The 18,476-nt window shown below is 66.8% G+C and carries 16 protein-coding genes; 9 read left to right on the top strand and 7 right to left on the bottom strand.

Going from position 1 to position 18,476, the window contains the following annotated elements:
• The first annotated feature begins 15 nt into the window (after nucleotides 1–15).
• From QNM97_RS03515 to QNM97_RS03505, 3 genes are all read left to right on the top strand, one after another.
• On the top strand, nucleotides 16–1,152 hold the full coding sequence (locus tag QNM97_RS03515; protein WP_283821608.1) for an FUSC family protein: 1,137 nt from the start codon (nucleotides 16–18) through the stop codon (nucleotides 1,150–1,152).
• A 136-nt stretch (nucleotides 1,153–1,288) separates the two neighbouring features.
• The gene (locus tag QNM97_RS03510; RefSeq protein WP_283821607.1) at nucleotides 1,289–3,460 is read left to right on the top strand and encodes a glutamine synthetase III family protein; all 2,172 of its coding nucleotides are present in this window, start codon (nucleotides 1,289–1,291) and stop codon (nucleotides 3,458–3,460) included.
• Between the two features lie 115 nt (nucleotides 3,461–3,575).
• Complete coding sequence (locus QNM97_RS03505) at nucleotides 3,576–5,210, top strand: PucR family transcriptional regulator (RefSeq protein WP_283821606.1); 1,635 nt, start codon at nucleotides 3,576–3,578, stop codon at nucleotides 5,208–5,210.
• Nucleotides 5,211–5,497: 287 nt separating this feature from the next.
• Here QNM97_RS03505 and QNM97_RS03500 read toward each other — a convergent pair whose 3' ends face one another.
• The 3 genes from QNM97_RS03500 to QNM97_RS03490 all read right to left on the bottom strand — a co-directional run bounded on the left by QNM97_RS03500 (nucleotide 5,498) and on the right by QNM97_RS03490 (nucleotide 8,313).
• Nucleotides 5,498–6,847, bottom strand: coding sequence for an HNH endonuclease signature motif containing protein (locus QNM97_RS03500; RefSeq protein WP_283821605.1), 1,350 nt, complete (start codon nucleotides 6,845–6,847; stop codon nucleotides 5,498–5,500).
• Between the two features lie 208 nt (nucleotides 6,848–7,055).
• Nucleotides 7,056–7,754 carry a GntR family transcriptional regulator gene (locus QNM97_RS03495; RefSeq protein ID WP_283821604.1) on the bottom strand — a complete coding sequence of 233 codons (699 nt, stop codon included), beginning with the start codon at nucleotides 7,752–7,754 and terminating at the stop codon, nucleotides 7,056–7,058.
• Nucleotides 7,738–8,313, bottom strand: coding sequence for an HD domain-containing protein (locus QNM97_RS03490; RefSeq protein ID WP_283821603.1), 576 nt, complete (start codon nucleotides 8,311–8,313; stop codon nucleotides 7,738–7,740). The genes QNM97_RS03495 and QNM97_RS03490 overlap by 17 nt, the downstream gene beginning before the upstream one ends.
• 125 nt (nucleotides 8,314–8,438) lie before the next feature.
• Between QNM97_RS03490 and QNM97_RS03485 the strand changes: the two genes are divergently transcribed.
• From QNM97_RS03485 to QNM97_RS03460, 6 genes are all read left to right on the top strand, one after another.
• Nucleotides 8,439–9,482 carry a 2-aminoethylphosphonate ABC transporter substrate-binding protein gene (locus QNM97_RS03485; RefSeq protein ID WP_283821602.1) on the top strand — a complete coding sequence of 348 codons (1,044 nt, stop codon included), beginning with the start codon at nucleotides 8,439–8,441 and terminating at the stop codon, nucleotides 9,480–9,482.
• A 1-nt stretch (nucleotide 9,483) separates the two neighbouring features.
• The gene (locus QNM97_RS03480) at nucleotides 9,484–10,662 is read left to right on the top strand and encodes an ABC transporter ATP-binding protein (protein WP_283821601.1); all 1,179 of its coding nucleotides are present in this window, start codon (nucleotides 9,484–9,486) and stop codon (nucleotides 10,660–10,662) included.
• Nucleotides 10,659–11,543, top strand: a complete 885-nt coding sequence (locus tag QNM97_RS03475) for a 2-aminoethylphosphonate ABC transporter permease subunit (RefSeq protein WP_208792379.1) — start codon at nucleotides 10,659–10,661, stop codon at nucleotides 11,541–11,543. Before QNM97_RS03480 ends, QNM97_RS03475 begins: the two co-directional genes overlap by 4 nt.
• A gap of 3 nt (nucleotides 11,544–11,546) precedes the next feature.
• Nucleotides 11,547–12,344: an ABC transporter permease gene (locus tag QNM97_RS03470; RefSeq protein WP_283821600.1), complete on the top strand. Its 798-nt coding sequence runs from the start codon at nucleotides 11,547–11,549 to the stop codon at nucleotides 12,342–12,344.
• 88 nt (nucleotides 12,345–12,432) lie between these two features.
• Nucleotides 12,433–14,064, top strand: a complete 1,632-nt coding sequence (pruA, locus tag QNM97_RS03465; protein WP_283821599.1) for an L-glutamate gamma-semialdehyde dehydrogenase — start codon at nucleotides 12,433–12,435, stop codon at nucleotides 14,062–14,064.
• On the top strand, nucleotides 14,065–15,027 hold the full coding sequence (locus tag QNM97_RS03460; RefSeq protein WP_283821598.1) for a proline dehydrogenase family protein: 963 nt from the start codon (nucleotides 14,065–14,067) through the stop codon (nucleotides 15,025–15,027).
• Nucleotides 15,028–15,042: 15 nt separating this feature from the next.
• Here QNM97_RS03460 and QNM97_RS03455 read toward each other — a convergent pair whose 3' ends face one another.
• From QNM97_RS03455 to catC, 4 genes are all read right to left on the bottom strand, one after another.
• Nucleotides 15,043–15,585: a molybdenum cofactor biosysynthesis protein gene (locus QNM97_RS03455; protein ID WP_283821597.1), complete on the bottom strand. Its 543-nt coding sequence runs from the start codon at nucleotides 15,583–15,585 to the stop codon at nucleotides 15,043–15,045.
• 31 nt (nucleotides 15,586–15,616) lie between these two features.
• Nucleotides 15,617–17,200, bottom strand: a complete 1,584-nt coding sequence (locus tag QNM97_RS03450; protein ID WP_283821596.1) for an AAA family ATPase — start codon at nucleotides 17,198–17,200, stop codon at nucleotides 15,617–15,619.
• Nucleotides 17,201–17,245: 45 nt separating this feature from the next.
• Nucleotides 17,246–18,121 carry a catechol 1,2-dioxygenase gene (catA, locus tag QNM97_RS03445; RefSeq protein WP_208792385.1) on the bottom strand — a complete coding sequence of 292 codons (876 nt, stop codon included), beginning with the start codon at nucleotides 18,119–18,121 and terminating at the stop codon, nucleotides 17,246–17,248.
• 70 nt (nucleotides 18,122–18,191) lie between these two features.
• Nucleotides 18,192–18,476 (bottom strand): muconolactone Delta-isomerase, encoded by a 285-nt coding sequence (catC, locus tag QNM97_RS03440; RefSeq protein ID WP_283821595.1) that lies wholly within the window; start codon nucleotides 18,474–18,476, stop codon nucleotides 18,192–18,194.

Raw genomic sequence — 18,476 nt, 5'->3', positions numbered from 1 at the left:
TGATAAAGTAGTTCCATGTCCACGGCTTCCCCCTATCTCGACCTGCCCGCTCGTCCCTCTCGCCGGGCCGCACTGCGCCATGCGGTCAGCGTTCGGGCGTGGCGGGACGCGTTGTCGATGGACACCAGCCGGATCGGCTATGCCGCTCCACTACGGGTGGGCATGGCCGTCGGAGTGGTCCTGGTGATCGGCGGGCTGACCGGCCATCGGGACATCGCCGGCCTCGCCGCCCTCGGCACCTTGATCTCGGCGTTCTGCCGGCCCGATCCCTATCCGGTGCGCGCCGGGCGGCTGGGCGTGCTTGCCGTTGCGATCACCACGGCCGTCGGCATCGGCGCCGCGCTCGGCGCATTCTCCGCGCCGTTGCTGGTCGAGATCGGCGTCATCTCGGCCCTCGCCGGAGCCGCCGCCTATCTGGTGTCGGCACTGCACATCGTCGGCCCGGGAGGCATCATCTTCGTCTTCGCGGCGACCGGCGCGGCCGGCTTCGCGGGCGACCTCACCGATGTCGGCCGGGCTGTCGCGGCCACCGCCCTGGGCTCGGTGATCGGCATGTTCGCCGCGTTGGCACCCTGGCTGATCGCGATGTCGACTCTTCGGGGCCGCGCCGGGATCACCGGATCGGCCACACGGGAATCGCTGTGGACGCAACTGGCCGGGGGTCACTCCTCGCACACCCGACGCCATCTGCTGATCTGGGCGGCACGCATCACGGTGGCCGCGGCGGCGGCGGCGGGCGGCGCCGCGGCAGCCGGGCTCGCGCACCCGATGTGGGCCGCGATGGGCGCAATGGCCGCCATGCAGGGCGTGAGCTATCACCACACGGTCAGTCGCGGGGTGGCCCGGCTACTCGGCAACATCGGCGGCGCGGCGATCGCTGCGGTGTTGCTCGCGCTGCCCCTCGGCTATTGGGGCGCGGTGGCGGCGATCGTGGTCCTTCAGACCTGCGCGGAGGTCTTCTCCACCGTCAACTATGCGATCTGTTCACTGGCGGTGACGCCGATGGCATTGCTGCTCACCGGGCTGGGCGCGGGCTTGTCACCGGAGATGGCGGTGGATCGAGTACTCGACACCGGCATCGGCATCGTCGTGGGAATCGTGGTCGCCGCGCTCGCCATCACCTCGCGTGACCTGCACACAACAGGAAACTGAACCGAGTTTTCACGTACGTCACATTGGCGCAACGATGCGGGTACCTGTCACTCATAGCTTCGTATCGCTCGTACAACGCCCCGGCCCGACCACGACACCCAGTCGACGATCCGGGGCACGAACCCAGGAGTACCCCATGAGTGGCAGCATGTCGCGCCGTCAGGCCATCGAGGCCGTGACCACCTACGAGATGGAGACCGATGGCTTCCCCGAGCCGTTGGCCGACACCTTCGGCCGCAACGTCTTCACCCTGTCGGTGATGAAATCGCGTCTCCCCAAGCACGTGTTCAAGGCCGTCTCGGCCACCATCGACAAGGGCGCGCCGCTGGACCCGACTCTCGCCGACTACGTCGCCTCGGCGATGAAGGACTGGGCGATCGAGAAGGGCGCCTCGCACTACGCCCACGTCTTCTACCCGCTCACCGGGTTCACCGCCGAGAAGCACGACTCGTTCCTCGAGCCCGACGGTTCCGACGGTTCGCTCGCCGAATTCCAGGGCAAGACGCTGCTGCAGGGCGAGCCGGATGCGTCGTCGTTCCCCAATGGCGGTCTGCGCGGCACCTTCGAGGCCCGCGGCTACACCGGGTGGGATGTCACCAGCCCCGCTTACATTCTCGAGAACCCCAACGGCAACACGCTGTGCATTCCCACGATCTTCATCTCGTGGACCGGTGAGGCCCTCGACAAGAAGACCCCGCTGCTGCGCAGCCAGCAGGCCATGAGCAAGCAGGCCATGCGGCTGTTGAAGTTGTTCGGACACAAAGACGTCGACACCGTCGTCTCCTATGCCGGAGCCGAGCAGGAGTACTTCCTGATCGACCGTCACTTCTATTTCGCCCGACCCGACCTGATGACCGCCAACCGCACCCTGTTCGGCGCCAAGCCGTCCAAGGGCCAGGAGTTCGACGACCACTACTTCGGATCCATCCCGGATCGTGTGCTGGCGTTCATGATCGAGCTCGACCGCGAGTTGTTCAAGCAGGGCATCCCGGCCAAGACGCGGCACAACGAGGTCGCGCCCGGCCAGTTCGAATTGGCGCCGGTCTTCGAGAAGTCCAATCTCGCCCATGATCATCAGCAGCTGATGATGACGACGATGAAGAAGGTCGCCGAACGTTACGGCATGGTCTGTCTGATCCACGAGAAGCCCTTCGCCGGCGTCAACGGTTCGGGCAAGCACGTCAACTTCTCGCTGGGTAACAGCAATCAGGGCAACCTGCTCAATCCGGGCGACACCCCGCACGAGAACGAGCAGTTCCTGGTGTTCTGCGCCGCCATCATCCGCGGTGTGCACAAATACGGTGGCCTACTGCGTTCGTCGGTCGCCTCGGCGTCCAACGACCACCGCCTCGGCGCCAACGAGGCACCGCCCGCGATCATCTCGATCTTCCTCGGCGAGCAGCTCGCCGACGTCTTCGACCAGATCGCCAAGGGCGGCGCCAAGGAGAGCAAGCAGACCGGCGTCCTCGAACTCGGCGTCGACACTCTGCCCCCGCTCAAGGCCGACGCGGGCGATCGCAACCGCACCAGCCCGTTCGCCTTCACCGGCAACCGTTTCGAGTTCCGTGCGCCCGGCTCCAACCAGTCGATCGCCGACCCGATGGTCGCCATCAACGCGATGCTCGCCGACTCGCTGGACTACGTGTGCACCTTCCTGGAGACGGAGACCGCAGCGGGTACGAAGTTCGATGCGGCAGTGCAGAAGTTGCTCGAGGCGATCGTCACCGATCACGGCAAGGTCGTGTTCAACGGTGACGGCTACTCCGATGCCTGGCAGGAGGAGGCAGCCGCTCGCGGTCTGCTGAACCTGCGGACCACCGTCGACGCGATGGCACAGCTCGACGAGCCGGAGATCAAGGAGTTGATGTCCAAGTACGGCATCCTGTCCGAGCGGGAACTCAAGGCCCGCAAGGAGGTCGTGCTCGAGCAGTACGCGCTTGCGCTGCTGGTCGAGGCGAAGGAAACACTGGAGATCGCCAAGACGATGATCCTGCCGGCCGCGACCCGCTACATGGGCGAGTTGGCGTCCACCGCGGCGAGTCTGAAGGCCGCGGGCATCGACATGGAAACCCCGGCGTTGTTGACGATGACCACCTCGGTCAAGGCGCTCAACAAGAAGATGGACGCCCTCGAGGAGGCCATCGCCGGATTCCACGGCGACACCGTCGAAGCAGAGTCGGAATACGCGCTCACCTCGCTGATCCCGCCGATGGCCGAGGTCCGGACCGCGTCGGACAAGCTCGAGACCATCGTCGCCGACGATCTGTGGCCGCTGCCCACCTACAACGAGATGCTCACGATCCTGTGATCGCCTAGTACCGATCCACCTCGTACCGATCCACTCTGCAGCCCCGCATGTGCCCGCCGGGATTCGTTCTCGGCGGGCACGTGTGTATTCATCGGCCGGGCCGTAGATTCGAGCTATGGACGAGGCGCGGATCGGGCTGGGGCGGCTGGTGCTCGCCCTCGACGCGACGCTCGTGACGCTGGTGGAGGCACCACGGGGTCTCGACGTCACCGTCGGATCGGTGGCTTTGCTCGACCCCGACGACCTGCGTCTGCCGTTGGGTGCGGCCGCGCGCGGCGCCGACGTGTTCCTGATGGTCGGTGTATCGGAAGCCGATGTGGTGCACTGGCTTCCGACGATCACTGCCGCACCGCCGATTGCGGTGATGCTCAAATCCCCGGGTTCGGGGGTGACCGAGGCGCTCGCCGCAGCGGGGATCGCGGTCATCGACGTCGACCCGCACGCACGGTGGGAGCGGATCTACCAGTTGTTGATTCGCGTCCTCGACACCGCAGCAGGTGTCGGAGACCCCGATGCATTGGCGTCCGGGGCGTGGGCGTCGGGCACCAGCGGCGACCTGTTCGAACTCGCCGCCGAAGTGGCCCGACGTACTCACGGCCTGGTCAGCATCGAGGATCAACGTTCACACGTGTTGGCCTACAGTCGCGCCGGTGACGAGGCCGACGAGCTACGGCGATTGTCGATTCTCGGTCGCGAGGGGCCACCGGAGATGTTGGCGTGGCTGCGCCAGTGGGGTGTGATGGACGCCCTGCGTACCTCGCACGGGGTCGTGCGGGTGGCCGCGCGCACCGACCTGGGTCTACGGCCGCGGATGGCGGCACCGATCCGCTCCGGTCCGGACTTCCTGGGAGTCGTCTGGCTACAGCAGGGCGACTCGGAGTTCGCCACCGACGCCGAGACCATCCTTCGAGGGGCCGCTGCCGTTGCGGCACGGGTGATTTCGCAACGCCGGGCGGCGGGGACCGGTCACGACGAGATCGTTCGGCGGCTCCTCGGCGCACATGGCGAGAGCATCGACGCGGGATATCTGGGGGCGCAACTCGGCATCGCGTCCGACGCACCGGTGATCGTTGTCGGCTTCGCCGGCCGCGGGCCGAGCGTCGACGAGGTCGCGGGTTCGGGCATTCCGGCGGGTGTCGTGTCGGCATTGACGTTGCACGCCAGCGCCTTGCGTCCGCTGTCGGTGACCACCACCCTCGGGGCACGTGCCTACGTGGTGCTGCCGGGCGACGGGCCGGAGGCAAACGGGCCCGGCGTCGACTCGGTCCTGGCGTGGGCCCATTCGGCGGTCGAGGCCGCCGACCGGCAATTTCAGACATCGGTGCGCGCCGTCGTCGCCGGACCGGCAGCAGGACTGTCCGAAGTCCCCGAACTACGCCGACTTGCCGATCGGGTTCTCGATGCGGCACAACGAGAGTCCGACCTCATCGACCCGGTGACGACGGTGTCGGCGTCCCAGACCGGGGTGCTGCTCGGCGAGATCGTCGCGCTGCTCTCGGCCAACCCCGACCTGATCGACAGACGCGTCGTCGAACTCGCCGACCGCGACACCGATTCCGGCGGCGATCTCACCGCGTCACTGCGCGCCTATCTCGATCATTTCGGCGACGTCCGCGCAGCATCCGAGGCACTCCACATCCACCCGAATACGTTGCGCTACCGCATCCGTCGCATTCGCGACCTCACCGACATGGACCTCGACGACCCCGCCACCCGACTGGTGGTGGCGCTGTCACTTCGCGCCCGGTAGTGGTCGGACGCCTGCCTCCGATGGTGCAGGCGCTCACCCGCGCTGGTCCAGGCCCTCACCCGCGCTGGTCGAGGACTTTCCCCCGATGGTCGAGGTGCGAGGCGCGTGCGCCGAGCCTTTTCCTGGTGGTCGAGGTGTGAGGCGCGTGCGCCGAGCCTTTTCCTGGTGGTCGAGGTGTGAGGCGCGTGCGCCGAGCCTTTTCCTGGTGGTCGAGGTGCGACGAGCGCTAGCGAGGAGCCTCGAGACCCGGTGAGCCACAGCTGGTTCCACCCCACAGCAAAACCCCGTCACCGCGGGTAGGTGACAATCACCTGCCCCGTCCACCTGCTTCGCCACTCCACCCGCCGATCCAGAAAGAGCGTCGGCACCCACTCGGCGAGATGCTTGCGTTGGTGATCGGCCCGACACAGTGGGATGAGGTCGCCGAGCACCGTCCACCCGCCGACCTCGGGGTCGGTGTGGTTGAAGGGCCGCCAATGATCGAGGTCGCACAGGTGTGACGGCATCCCACAGTAGGGGTATCGGCACCACGCATCGTTGGCCAGCACCTCAGCGCGCAAGGCGGCGCTGGGTGCATAGGTCAATGCCCCAGGTGGTGGCACGGTAAACCCGCCGTGTCCGGTCGGATCGGCGGGCGGGGCTTGGGGCCGGTCGGAGATCTGCGGGATCAACGGTCCAGCCGCGCGGGCGGATTCGGGGTAGTGGATCGGCTTCACGACGTCGGCGAGGGTGGTGGCGTAGTCGGGGTCGGCGGGTGTTTCGGCCGACCCGTTGCTGTCGGTGCCGCCACCTCGTTTCGGGCAATCATCTTGTCCGCATGCGCAGTCGAGGTGCGCTCCGGGCACGCCGATGATCTCTCCGAGGGCGATCACCCGCAGCGATCCCACGCGGCGCGGGTCTTTGCGGCAGGTCCGTTCACCGACCAGGGCGTTGATCTGGGCGGTGAGGAACACCCCGTAATGCGCGGGGACGACCGCACCCAGAGCGGAGTGTCCGGCGACATCGGGGGTGATGGTGACGTGTCCCACCAGGTCGGTGATGGTGTCGCGGTCCTCGATCACGCTGTCGGGGTTCATCGAGATCAGTGCGGCATCAAGCTGTTGGGACAGCACCGGATCGGTGGTGGCGCGGGACCCGTAGTCCAGGACGATCTCTTCGAACGTCATCTCCGCGTTGTCCCCGGACTCGTCACCGCCGTTGCTGTCGCTGTCGCTGTCGGTGGTGTCGATGTTCTGGCCGCGTTGGGCGGCGCGCGCCATGATCGAGGCCCGATTCGTCGAGAGTTCCCCGTTCAGGTAGGCGGTACGGATGAGCGGGAACTTCTCCAAGAGGTCCGCCAGTGCCACCCAACTCCCGGCCTTGCTACGGGAAACCTTGAACTGCAACGACACCTCGGCCCGGCCGAGTCTCTCGGCATGCTCGATCACCGACCCCCACACACCGGTCTCAGGCCGCCCCGCCAGATGCTCACCAAACACCCGCTCCGCCAACGCGGCAGCAGCCAGGACCGTCCGGGCCTCGTACTTACGCGATTGACGCAACAACTCAGGGCCGGTCTCGGTGAGCTCATCGCGCGACATGGCTGCGATCGCGGCAGCGTCGGCATCCGGATCGGTGAACGTCAAAGTCGTCGACACCAGTACCTCCCCTCCCGCGATCGGACCTGATGAGAACAAGTGCACGAAGGGGTACCGACAAGAACGGTCCGACGAACGCGCGGCTCCAGAAATCTGTGGACAACTATTTTCGAGCGCGTCGATTGGGCGCCGATGTGGTTGCGATACTTGTCATCTCACCAGGGTCTCGCCGAGCATTGTCCGCACCACCGGAGGAAAGCGCGGCGTGCTACTCCCGTAGGACGGCTTCGAAGGCGATGCGGTCGCCGCGGTAGAGGGAACGGACCTTTTCGATCGGGCGGCCGTCGGGGTCGAGAGATCGCCTGTGCAACAGGATCATCGGCATGGATGTCGTCGTTTCGAGGAGCGCCGCCTCGCGCGGAGAAGCGAGCGCCGTCTCGATCCGCTCGTGGGCGGATGCGAACTCGACGCCTGTCGCACGCACTGCCGCGTAGAGAGAGGTGGCGGGGTCGAAGGTGGTCAAGAAGTCACTGAAGCGATCGACGGGCAGATAGGTGATCTCGAGGCCGAGTTTCGCTCCGTCCGCGAGCAATACACGTTCGAGGTGCAGCACTCGCGAGCCGTGTGCCAACTCGAGGTCGTCGCACAGGGCGTCGTCGGCATCGACCTCGATGAACTGCACGAGTTCACGACTCGGTGTCCGCCCGTGCTTCTTCGCGCCCTCGGTGTAGGACTGCAATGACAACGGCTGCACCAGCTTCGGCGCCGATACGACGGTGCCGCGGCCGCGCCGCGCGATCCGTCCCTCGACGAGCAGATCGTGCAGGGCTTGCCGAACGGTCTCGCGGGCAACGGCGAACTCCTCGGCCAGCGCGCGCTCGGCCGGCACCGGGTCACCCTCTTCGAGCCCGGCGAGCTTCTCCTCCAGGCCGGTGCGCACTTGGTAGTACTTAGGAGTTTCGCGCACCGAGCGCCTCCTGCGTCGCCACTGTTCGTTCGGCGACCGATCCGGCGATTCGACACAATTCGTCGACGCTGATCGCCTGCGCTCCAGGAACTTTTGCCGCGTCGTCGAATCGGCGGAGCCGCAGCGCATCCGACCACCAGCGGTGGCCCGTCCACTCGATGCCGACGTCGTCTGCGCCGCCCTGGTGCTCCAGGGACTCGACCGAGATATCACTGAGCGACTCCGCATATCCCGGTTCGGTCGCGGCGAGATGCCGCTTGGCCGCCACATGCGCGCCTGCCAGCCACGCCACCCGATCGCCGAATCGTGGTGCCAGCCAAGCACAGGCGGCGCGATCGTGATGAGCATGGTCGTCGATCAGCGGACTGTGTCCGATGTCGTGGAGCGCAGCGGCGAGCACGAGCTCGTCGTCGGCGCCGTTCACCCGCGCCTGCCACGCTGCTTGCGTCGCGTGCTCGAACTCGTCGACGGCGAGCTCGTCGTAGACACCGTGGAGAGAGTCGAGCAGAGCGGTCACCTCGGCGACGATCACTGCTGGTGAAGTCATGGCCGCAAGCATACCGGGTTCGGTCTAGACCAAAAGTTAACCGAACGTTTTCCTCGCAGACCTCCTTTGGTCTAGACCAAACGGTGAAGATGGTGGAGCACACGCCCCGATCGCAACTGTCCAGACCAGGAGCACCCATGCGAGTCCGACACCTCACCCGCGCCGTTGCGGTCGCCACCGCAGCGGCCGCCCTCACTCTCACCGCCGCGTGCGGCGGCACCGGCACCCAGTCGTCGTCGGGCGCCACGACGCTCACCGTGTACAGCGCCGACGGCCTCGGCAGCTGGTACAAGTCCCAGTTCGCGGCGTATCAGAAGCAGACCGGCGTCGCCGTCAATGTCGTGGAAGCCGGTTCCGGCGAAGTGGTTTCGCGCGTCCAGAAGGAACAGTCCAACCCACAGGCGGATCTGCTGGTCACGCTGCCGCCATTCATCCAGCGCGCCGACGCCGACAAACTCCTGCAATCTTCCGGCGTGCAGGACGCCGCGATCGCCCAGGGCAACAATGCCGCCGACGGCAACTACGTCGCCATCGTCGACAACACACTGAGCTTCATCGCCAACCCCTCCGCCCAGCCCGCACCGCGCACGTGGGACGACATGCTCACATCGCAGTACAAGGGCAAAATCCAGTACTCCACACCAGGACAGGCCGGCGACGGAACCGCGGTACTCCTGCTGTTGCAGCACCTGATGGGCAACCAACAGGCCCTCGACTACCTCGCCAAACTCCAGACCAACAATGTCGGCCCGTCCAGCTCGACCGGCAAGCTGCAGCCCAAGGTCAGCAACGGAGAACTGTTGGTGGCCAACGGCGATGTGCAGATGAATCTCGCCTCCATCCGCGACGACGGCTCGAAGTTCTCCCTGTTCTTCCCGGCCATGCCCGACGGGACCCGCACCACCGTCTCGCTCCCCTACTTCGCCGGCGTCACCAAAGGCGCACCGCACGCCGAAGAGGCCAAGAAGCTACTCGCCTACCTGGTCAGCAAGGACGTCCAGAACACCGTCGCCACCGACGCCCTGGGTATCCCGGTCCGCACCGACGTGACCGCGCCGAGCGGCCCCGACAGCCCCGTCGCCGCCATCAAGGGGGTCACCGTGTGGCGGCCCGATTGGAATGCGGTGCTCAGCACACTCGACGCCGACGTCGCCGCCTACCAGAAGGCCACCGGGAACTGACATGAGCGACAAACCGATCCGCCGCTCGGCACTTGCCGGCCGCGCCACCGAGACCGACACCACGACGGCCGTCAAGGCACCCGACAGCATCGTGTTCAATCGTGTGTCGGTCACCTATGGCCGCGGCAAGAAGTCGACCGATGCACTCCGCGATTTCACCCTTCGGGCCCGGCGTGGCGAGACCATAGCGCTCCTCGGTCCGAGCGGTTCCGGCAAGTCCACGGCGCTCAAGGCGCTGGCGGGCTTCGTCCGGCCGAGCGCGGGTCAGGTTTTCCTCAACGGCGACGACATCACCGATCTGCCGCCCGCCAAACGCGGAATCGGCGTGGTCGTGCAGTCCTACGCCCTGTTCCCGCACATGCGGGTCGCCGACAACGTCGCCTTCGGACTGAAGGCACGACGCCTGCCGCGCAAGGTCATTGCCGAACGTGTCGAGGAATCGCTGTCGATGGTCGCGATGGGCGAGTACGCCTCACGGCTGCCCCGCGAGTTGTCCGGTGGCCAGCAGCAGCGAGTCGCGATCGCCCGTGCCCTGGCCATCCGGCCCGAGGTCCTGCTGCTCGACGAGCCGCTCGCCGCCCTCGACGCCGCATTGCGGTCGTCGATGGTCGTCGAGTTGCAGCGACTTCGGGATGGCTTGCCCGACACCACGATGCTCTACGTCACCCATGATCAGACCGAGGCGCTCGCCCTGGCCGACCGAATCGGCGTCATGCGGCACGCGAGCCTGGTGGATCTAGGCACCGCCGACGAGTTGTGGTCGCGGCCACCGACCGATTTCACTGCCGGATTCCTCGGCGGCGCCAACCTCATCCCGTGCACCGTGGGTCGGGTCTCCGGCTCCACCGCGCTGGTGGAGGCCGGCGGAAAGATGTTCTCCACCAACGCCCCCGAACCCATCCAGCGGTGGGCACCGGGATCCCCGGCGCTGATCTGCGTGCGGCCGCACGACGTCGAGGTGGCGCCGGCCGGCGCACACGGGTCGATGTGGGCACGGGTGGACGGGTCGGTGTGGCGGGGCTCGACAACGCGCGTCAGCCTGGCCGTCGAAGGACTGCCCGATCAACTCATCGACGCCGACGTCGTCGGTCACGTCGACTACGCACCGGGTTCGGTTGTCGGCGTGCGCTTCCCGGACCCCATCGGCGTCCTCGTCGCCTCCGAGGGCACCCCACGATGAGCACCGGCGCACTGCTCACCGACGACGCCACGTCCACCCCACCACCGCAACCGAACCGCCCCCTGCGCTCGCGCAGCACGCTGTGGGTGTGGCCACCGCTCGTGATCGTGCTGATCATCGCGGTCTACCCACTCGTGCGGGTACTGACCGAATCCGCGGGCGGCACCGGTGAAAGCACCTGGGGTGCAGTACTGTCCAGCGAGATCTTCCGGACCGCGCTCCTGCGGACCGCTCAGGTCGCCGTCGCCTCGACACTCGGCGCGCTGATCCTCGGTACCTTCCTGGCGATCGTCCTGGCCTTCGTGCCGTTCCCCGGCTCCACGATCGTGGCGCGACTCATCGACACCGTGCTCGCCTTGCCGTCGTTTCTGATCACGCTGGCATTCACCTTTCTCTACGGCACGGCGGGTGCGGTGAACGCGCTCATCGCCGACGTCACCGGCAGCCGTCCTCTGAACTTCCTCGCCACGCCATGGGGCGTGATCGCAGCGGAGATCACCTTTTTCACCCCGTTCGTCGTCCGGCCGCTCCTCGCGTCGTTCGCGACGCTGTCGACCGATCAACTCGATGTCGCCGCGAGCCTCGGCGCATCCCCGTGGCGGGTGTTGCGCTCGGTCATCATGCCCGAGGCGTGGCCGGCGTTGATGGCCGGCGGCAGCCTGGTACTCCTGTTGACTCTCAACGAGTTCGGCATCGTGTTGTTCACCGGCGCCAAGGACGTGATCACGCTGCCGGTACTGATCTACACCCGTGGCATCGTCACGTTCGATCTCGCCGGCGCCGCGGTGATCGCCACCGTCCAGGTGGCCCTGTCATTGGCCCTCTACGGCATCTACCGCCTCATCTTCGCCCGGATATCGGGCAAGCGGAAAGGACTGTGAGACATGCTGTTCTGGAGCCGTGGCGGCCGCACTGCCGTGTGGACCATCTTCGCCGTCGTGGTGCTGGTGGTGGTCGTCGCCCCCATCGCCACCGTCGTTCTCGCCGGATTCGCCGGGTCCTGGACCGGTCCGCTGCCGTCACATCTGGGTCTGACACACATGGGGGACGCACTCTCAGGCGAGAACGTCGCCTCGTTGTCGGTGAGCCTGCAGACCGCGATCATCGCCGGTGCCCTCGCCCTGACACTCGGCACGTGGGCGGCGCTGGCGATCGGGGATTCCGCGGGACCGCTGCGCCGGATCACCGACGCCGTCTTCCATCTGCCGATCGCGGTGCCGTCGGTGGCAATCGGCCTGGGCCTGTTGATCGGTTTCAACTCGCGACCGTTGCTGCTCGGCGGCACCAAGTGGATCGTCGTCGTCGCCCACACCGTGCTGGTGCTGGCCTTCGCATTCAGTGCGGTCTCGGCCGCCCTGGATCGGCTCGACCCGGCATATCGGCAGGCCGCCGAATCGCTCGGCGCGTCACCGCTGCGGGTACTGACCCGTGTCACCCTGCCGCTGCTCCTCCCCGCGCTCGGCGCCGCCGCAGGACTCTCGGTGGCCCTGTCCATGGGTGAACTCGGTGCCACGGTGATGGTCTATCCGGCGACGTGGAAAACCCTGCCGGTCACCATCTTCGGGCTCTCCGACCGCGGCGACGTCTTCTCCGCCGCCGCCTGCACGACGATCCTGCTGGTCACCACGATGCTCGCGTTGGTCCTCCTCGGATGTATCCGGTCACGCGCCGTCGTCCGCTGACCTGCTTGTCCGATCAGCCAAGCATCAACCTCGATGATTGGCTGATCGGACATATCGCAGGTGTCGGCGTCTTGGTGGACTGACGGGTATGGACGCGATCACCCTTCCCCCACGCCCGGCGAACGAGCCGGTTCACACCTATGCACCGGACACGCCCGAACGTGCCTGCATCGTCGCGGAACTGCGCGCACAGTCACAGGCCGACCCCATGGACCTCCCCCACGTCATCGGCGGCCGTGCCCGGATGGGCGATGGTGACCGCATCGACGTCGTGCAACCGCACGCCCACGCCGAGGTGCTCGGCACCTTCACCAATGCCGGCCACGACGAGGCACGAGCGGCCGTCGATGCCGCTCTCGAGGCCGCCGACGCCTGGGCACACACCAGCTTCGACGATCGTGCCGCGGTACTGCTGCGCGCCGCCGACCTGCTCTCCGGGCCGTGGCGCGAACGGATCGCCGCGGCCACCATGCTCGGACAGTCGAAGACCGTGCAGCAGGCCGAGATCGACGCACCCTGCGAGCTCATCGACTTCTGGCGCTTCAACGTGGCCTTCGCCCGCGAGATCCTCGCCGAACAACCGTTCTCCTCGCCGGGCGTCTGGAATCGCCTCGACCATCGCCCCCTCGACGGATTCGTCTACGCCATCACACCGTTCAACTTCACCGCCATCGCCGGCAACCTGCCCACCGCGCCGATGTTGATGGGCAACACGGTGGTGTGGAAGCCGTCGCCGACCCAGGCGTACGCCGCACACCTGACCATGGAACTGCTGCGCGCCGCCGGAATGCCCGACGGGGTCATCAACCTCGTCCACGGCGACGGCATCGCCGTCTCCGATGTCGCCCTTGCCGATCCGCATCTCGCGGGCATCCATTTCACCGGGTCGACGGCGACCTTCCAGCATCTGTGGCGCGAGGTCGGGGCGAATATCGACCGCTACCACAGCTATCCACGTCTCGTCGGTGAGACCGGCGGCAAGGACTTCATCGTCGCCCACCGTTCGGCCGACCCGGATGTGTTGCGCACAGCCCTGATCCGCGGCGCCTTCGAGTATCAGGGACAGAAGTGCTCGGCCGCCTCCCGCGCCTACATCCCGCGCTCGGTGTGGGATCGGATGGGCGACGACTTCCTCACCGAGGCCAACGAATTGACCTACGGCGACGTCCGCGACCTCGGCAACTTCGGTGGTGCCGTCATCGATCGGCGCGCCTTCGACAAGCACGTCGCGGCCATCGATCGCGCCAAGACCGTGCCCACGATGACGGTGGCCGCCGGTGGACACTGCGACGACTCGGAAGGCTACTTCGTCCGCCCGACCGTTCTTCTCGGCGACGACCCGACCGACGAGGCGTTCTCCACCGAATACTTCGGACCCATTCTCGCCGTGCACGTCTACCCCGACGCCGACTATCCGAACATCCTGCGGATGGTCGATTCGAGCGCAAAGTACGCGCTGACCGGATCGATCATCGCCACCGACGTCGCCGCGGTCGCCACCGCATCGGATGTTCTGCGCAACGCCGCAGGCAACTTCTACATCAACGACAAGCCCACCGGTGCCGTCGTCGGCCAGCAACCCTTCGGTGGCGGCCGAGCCTCGGGCACCAACGACAAGGCCGGGTCGAAGGCCAATCTGATGCGCTGGAGTTCCACCCGCACCATCAAGGAGACCTTCGTGCCGCCCACCTCTTCCGCCTACCCCCACATGGAGCAGTGAATGAGTACGGTCTTCGACGCGGTTCTGCGGCCGGTGATCATGAAAGCCGCTGCCAGCGAACGGATCAAGGAAGCATCGGTGCGGCTGCCGATCACCGAGCGCGTGGTGAACCGGTTCGTGCCGGGCGAGACCCTCGACGACGTACTCGCCGCGATCCGCGGAGGCCTCGACGAGGGACTTTCGGTCACCATCGATCACCTCGGTGAGGACACCACCGACGAGAGCCAGGCGAGCGCCACCGTCGACGCCTATCTCGCACTCCTCCAGGCAATGTCGACGCAAGAAATGTCGACGCAAGACGTCGAGCCCGGCAGGCTCGAGGTGTCGCTCAAGCTCACCGCGCTCGGCCAATCACTGCCCCGACATGGCCGCAAGATCGCCGAGGAGAATGCACACACGATCTGTGCCGCGGCGCGGCGGGCCGGGGTGCTGGTCACCGTCGACGCCGAGGACCACGCCACCGTCGACGAACGGTTGCAGATCGTCCGCTCGTTGCGCGGTGAATTCCCCGAACTCGGCACCGTCCTGCAGGCGTATCTGCGTCGCACCGAGGACGACTGCACCGAGTTCGCGGCCTCCGGCGCGCGAATCCGGTTGTGCAAGGGCGCCTACGCCGAGCCGGCGGCTCTCGCCTATCCCGACCGCTCCCAGATCGACGAGGCCTACCTGCGGTGTCTGCGAATCCTGATGAAGGGCAACGGGTATCCGATGGTCGCCAGCCACGATCCGACGATGATCGCAGCGGCCCGCCACCTTGCCGCCGAGGTCGGCCGCGCCCCCGACAGCTGGGAACACCAGATGCTCTACGGGATTCGCGCCGATGAGCAGCATCGTCTCGCCGCCCAGGGGGCGCGGGTGCGCGTCTACATCCCCTACGGCCAGGAATGGTACGGCTACTTCGTCCGGCGTCTCGCCGAGAGGCCGGCCAACCTCGGGTTCTTCCTGCGGGCGCTCGCGGGGTAATCACCGGCCCGCGACTCAGAGCGGCTGCGCGCGCCGGACCTGATCGGCGGCGCGGGCCGCGTCGAGGTCGACGTCGGCAGTGATCACCGCCGGCCCAACCCGCAGGACCCCCGAGGTCAGCGGCTGGGCGCGCAGTCCGCCGCGCCCGATGAGGGCCTTGCGCACGCCGTCGCCGGCCATGGTGTCCATCCAGGAACACGGATGTGCCGGCCGGCCACCGCGGAACCGGATGGGGCCGTCGCCGGTGTCGACCTCGAATTCGACGCCGCGTAGCGGATCGAGTTCGAGACCGCGCACGACGATGTTGCGCCGGGCCAGCACCGGGTCGGCGTCACCGGCCGCGGCCTGCCAGGCCTCGATCGCGAGGAACGTCACCGCGGCCTCGGTGTGGGCGCGCACGCCGAAGAACCGGTCGCCGCGAATCCCCTTGTCGGCGACTACATCGACGTGATCGGGGGTGTGGGTCGCCACGTCGTCGGCGGGACCGTCCTTGGGCCGGCCGAAGTAGGCGTGTCGGGGTGACACGACCAGCGACTCGATCTCGACGTCATACCGCACCTCACCCAGCGTAGGCGCACCGAGGTATGCGCTACCGCCGATCCTCCGGCGGAATGTAGTGCAACCCGCGGAACACCGCGCTGCCGGCGAACACCGAGGCATCGAGATCGACCCCGCGATGTCTGGCCATCCGCAACGCGAGTCGCAACAGCATCTTGATGTCGCGCGGGGTGATGTCGGGGAAGCCGCCGAGGAGGTCGTCGAGTAGTTCCTCCCCGAGGATGACGTCGTTGCCCGCGGCGAGGATCTGCCACACCTGGCGGGCGTCCTTGGGTCCGGGTGGCTGGTATTCGATGACCGCGGCACACCGGGCGAGGATCGCCTCGTCGACGCCGTCGATCCGGTTGGTGGTGAGGAACAGCAGTCCGTCGAAGTACTCGAGGGTGCGCAGGAACTCGGCGACGATCGCGTTCTGCGACAGGTCCATTCCGCGTTCCATGACGAAGACGTCGGCCTCATCGAGCAGCAGCACCGCATCCCACCGTTTGGCGCGGTCGAAGATCACCTCGAGGTTCTTGCGCACCAATTCCGGCGTCACACCCAGTGATCCGGAGTGGATCGAGTACAGCGGACGTGCGGTGACCTCGGCGTACACCTCGGCGGTCAGCGTCTTGCCGACGCCGGGGCGCCCCTTGGCCAGGATCACGTTGCCCGCCGATTTCCCGTCGATGATGTCGCCGGTGAACACCGAGATGTCGGTGGTGAGGATGTTGAGGAGTTCTCGCTGATCGTCGGGCAGCACCAGCTTGTCCTGCAGATGCGCATCGTAGGCGTAGTCGACGAGGTCGCCGGTGTTGACGTCGAGGAAATCCTGTGCGCCCAAATCGAACACGCGGACCGCGGTGATCACCGGGACCGGCCCGTACTCGTCGGGACCGAACAGGATCGACGACGCCACCATGCGCAGCGCCGCGATCTCGCTCGGTGCGACGTCGTGGACCACCTTGCGGTTCTCCCGCTTGTTGGGCGCCCGGTAGTCGTCGGTGCGGATCACCCGGCCGGTGTAGCGGTACTGCTTACCGAACCCGTCGTCGATGATCCGCTGATACTGCTCACGACGAGTCCGGTACTCCGCCTTGAGTTCCGGGGTTTCCTTGTAGGCGCCGCCGGCCGCCAGGACGTCACCAGGGGTCTTACCGATCACCTCGGTCTCCTCGAAGTAGAGCACCTTGGGTTTACGCGACGGACGCTTCACCGTGGCGTTGTCGGCCTCCATGGTGAACTTGATCCGCGGACCGTGGGTGCGGTCGGCGTGTTCGAGCGTCAGGTCCATGACGAGGTACGGATGCAGATATCCGTCGGATTCACGGACGTAGAGCCAGCCGTCGATGAGGTCGTGGCGCAGGAAGGTTCGGAAGATCTCGGTCGCCGCGTCGATGTGCGGGATGCGCGGGAAGCTACCGGCGCGGGCCGAGATGATCGCGGTGACCGCCCTGGCGAAGGAGTCCTCGCCCGCACCACCGGCGGTGTCGACGAGATCGGCGAGCGCCGCGTCGGTGAGATCGCGGTCGGTGATCCCGATCTCGGCCGAACGCCACGAACCCGCTTGTGCGCGTACCGCTGTGAGGTCCGGTGACGAGGTGGCCGCGACAACGGCGGTGGGTGCGACGAGCACGGTGGACTCCTTCGCTTCTGGTGAGATCGGTCTTATTGCCTGCGATCAGGCCTCGGGATCGAGGACGAAATCGTATTCGGTGACGTAGCCCTCGCCGTTCGGGTTGTCCTTGACGTCGAGCATCAGCTCGGGCTTGACCGCCGAGGCGATGTCGTCTCCGTTGTGCGGGTCGCCGGGGAAGTACAGCTGCGAGGTGATCAGCTGATGGCCGGGCGCGCTGACCTTGAAGTGCAGGTGAGCCGGACGCCAGGCGTGCCAGCCGGCGGCGGCGATGAGCTGGCCGCATGCACCGTCGGTGGGGATCATGTACGGCGCCGGACGCAGCGTGTGGATCTCGAAACGCCCGTCCTCGTTGGCGATCCAGGTGCCACGCAGGTTCCACTCGGGCAGGCCCGGGGCGAACTGCGAGTAGAAACCGAGATCATCGGCGTGCCACAGCTCCAGGCGCGCACCGGCGAGCGGGGCGCCGTCGACCGCGCGCACCTGCCCGGCGAACACCAAGGGATCGCCGGGCTCGTCGTCGCGCATGGGAATGGTTCCGTTCCACGGCAACTCGGGCGATCCCTCAATGTAATAGGGGCCCTCGATGGTGCCCTTGCTGCCCTCGCGGTGCTCGTTGGCGACCTCTTCCACCGAGTGCTCGAGCCACACATCGAGGAACAGCGGCCACTCGCCGTCGGCGCCGACCTTGATCAGCCACGCCTTGAGCGCGTTGTACTCCTCGTAGGACACCTTGTCCTCGAGGACGATGTCGTTGATTCCCTTGATCACCTTGCTGGCAAGATAATTCACGCGTGCGGTGTCGATGACGCCGGCGCGGCCGCCCGCGGTGGCCATACGCTCGGCGAAACGCGCCGACGCGTTCGCGCCGGATTCGGCGGCCTTGGCGTTGACCTCGGTGTCGAAGCTGGTGTCGGTCATGATGGGTACTCCTTGTTGACGGGCTGGGTTGATGGGGCTCGATGGTGTGGGGATTGTTGGGTTTACGGGATCAACCCGCGTTGATGTCGGAAGGGTGGGTGGCCAGCGGGGTCACCGAGATGTCCATGTAGGCGAACAGCGGGAGTCCGGACAAGATCGTGTGCAACTCGTCGTGGTCGGCCACGTCGAAGATCGAGTAGTTGGAGTACTCGCCGACGACCCGCCAGATGTGCGGCCACTTGCCCGAGCGTTGCAGCTCTTGTGAATACGCCTTTTCACGCGCCACGGTGTCGGCCCGCACCTCGGGGTCGAGATCGTGGGGGATGTTGACGTCCATCCGGACGTGATAGAGCAT

The organism is Gordonia sp. L191, assembly GCF_030077625.1.
In the GTDB taxonomy this organism is placed as follows: domain Bacteria; phylum Actinomycetota; class Actinomycetes; order Mycobacteriales; family Mycobacteriaceae; genus Gordonia; species Gordonia polyisoprenivorans_A.
The sequence above is the reverse complement of the archived record's forward strand: the minus strand, read 5'-3'. Positions and strand labels throughout refer to the sequence as shown.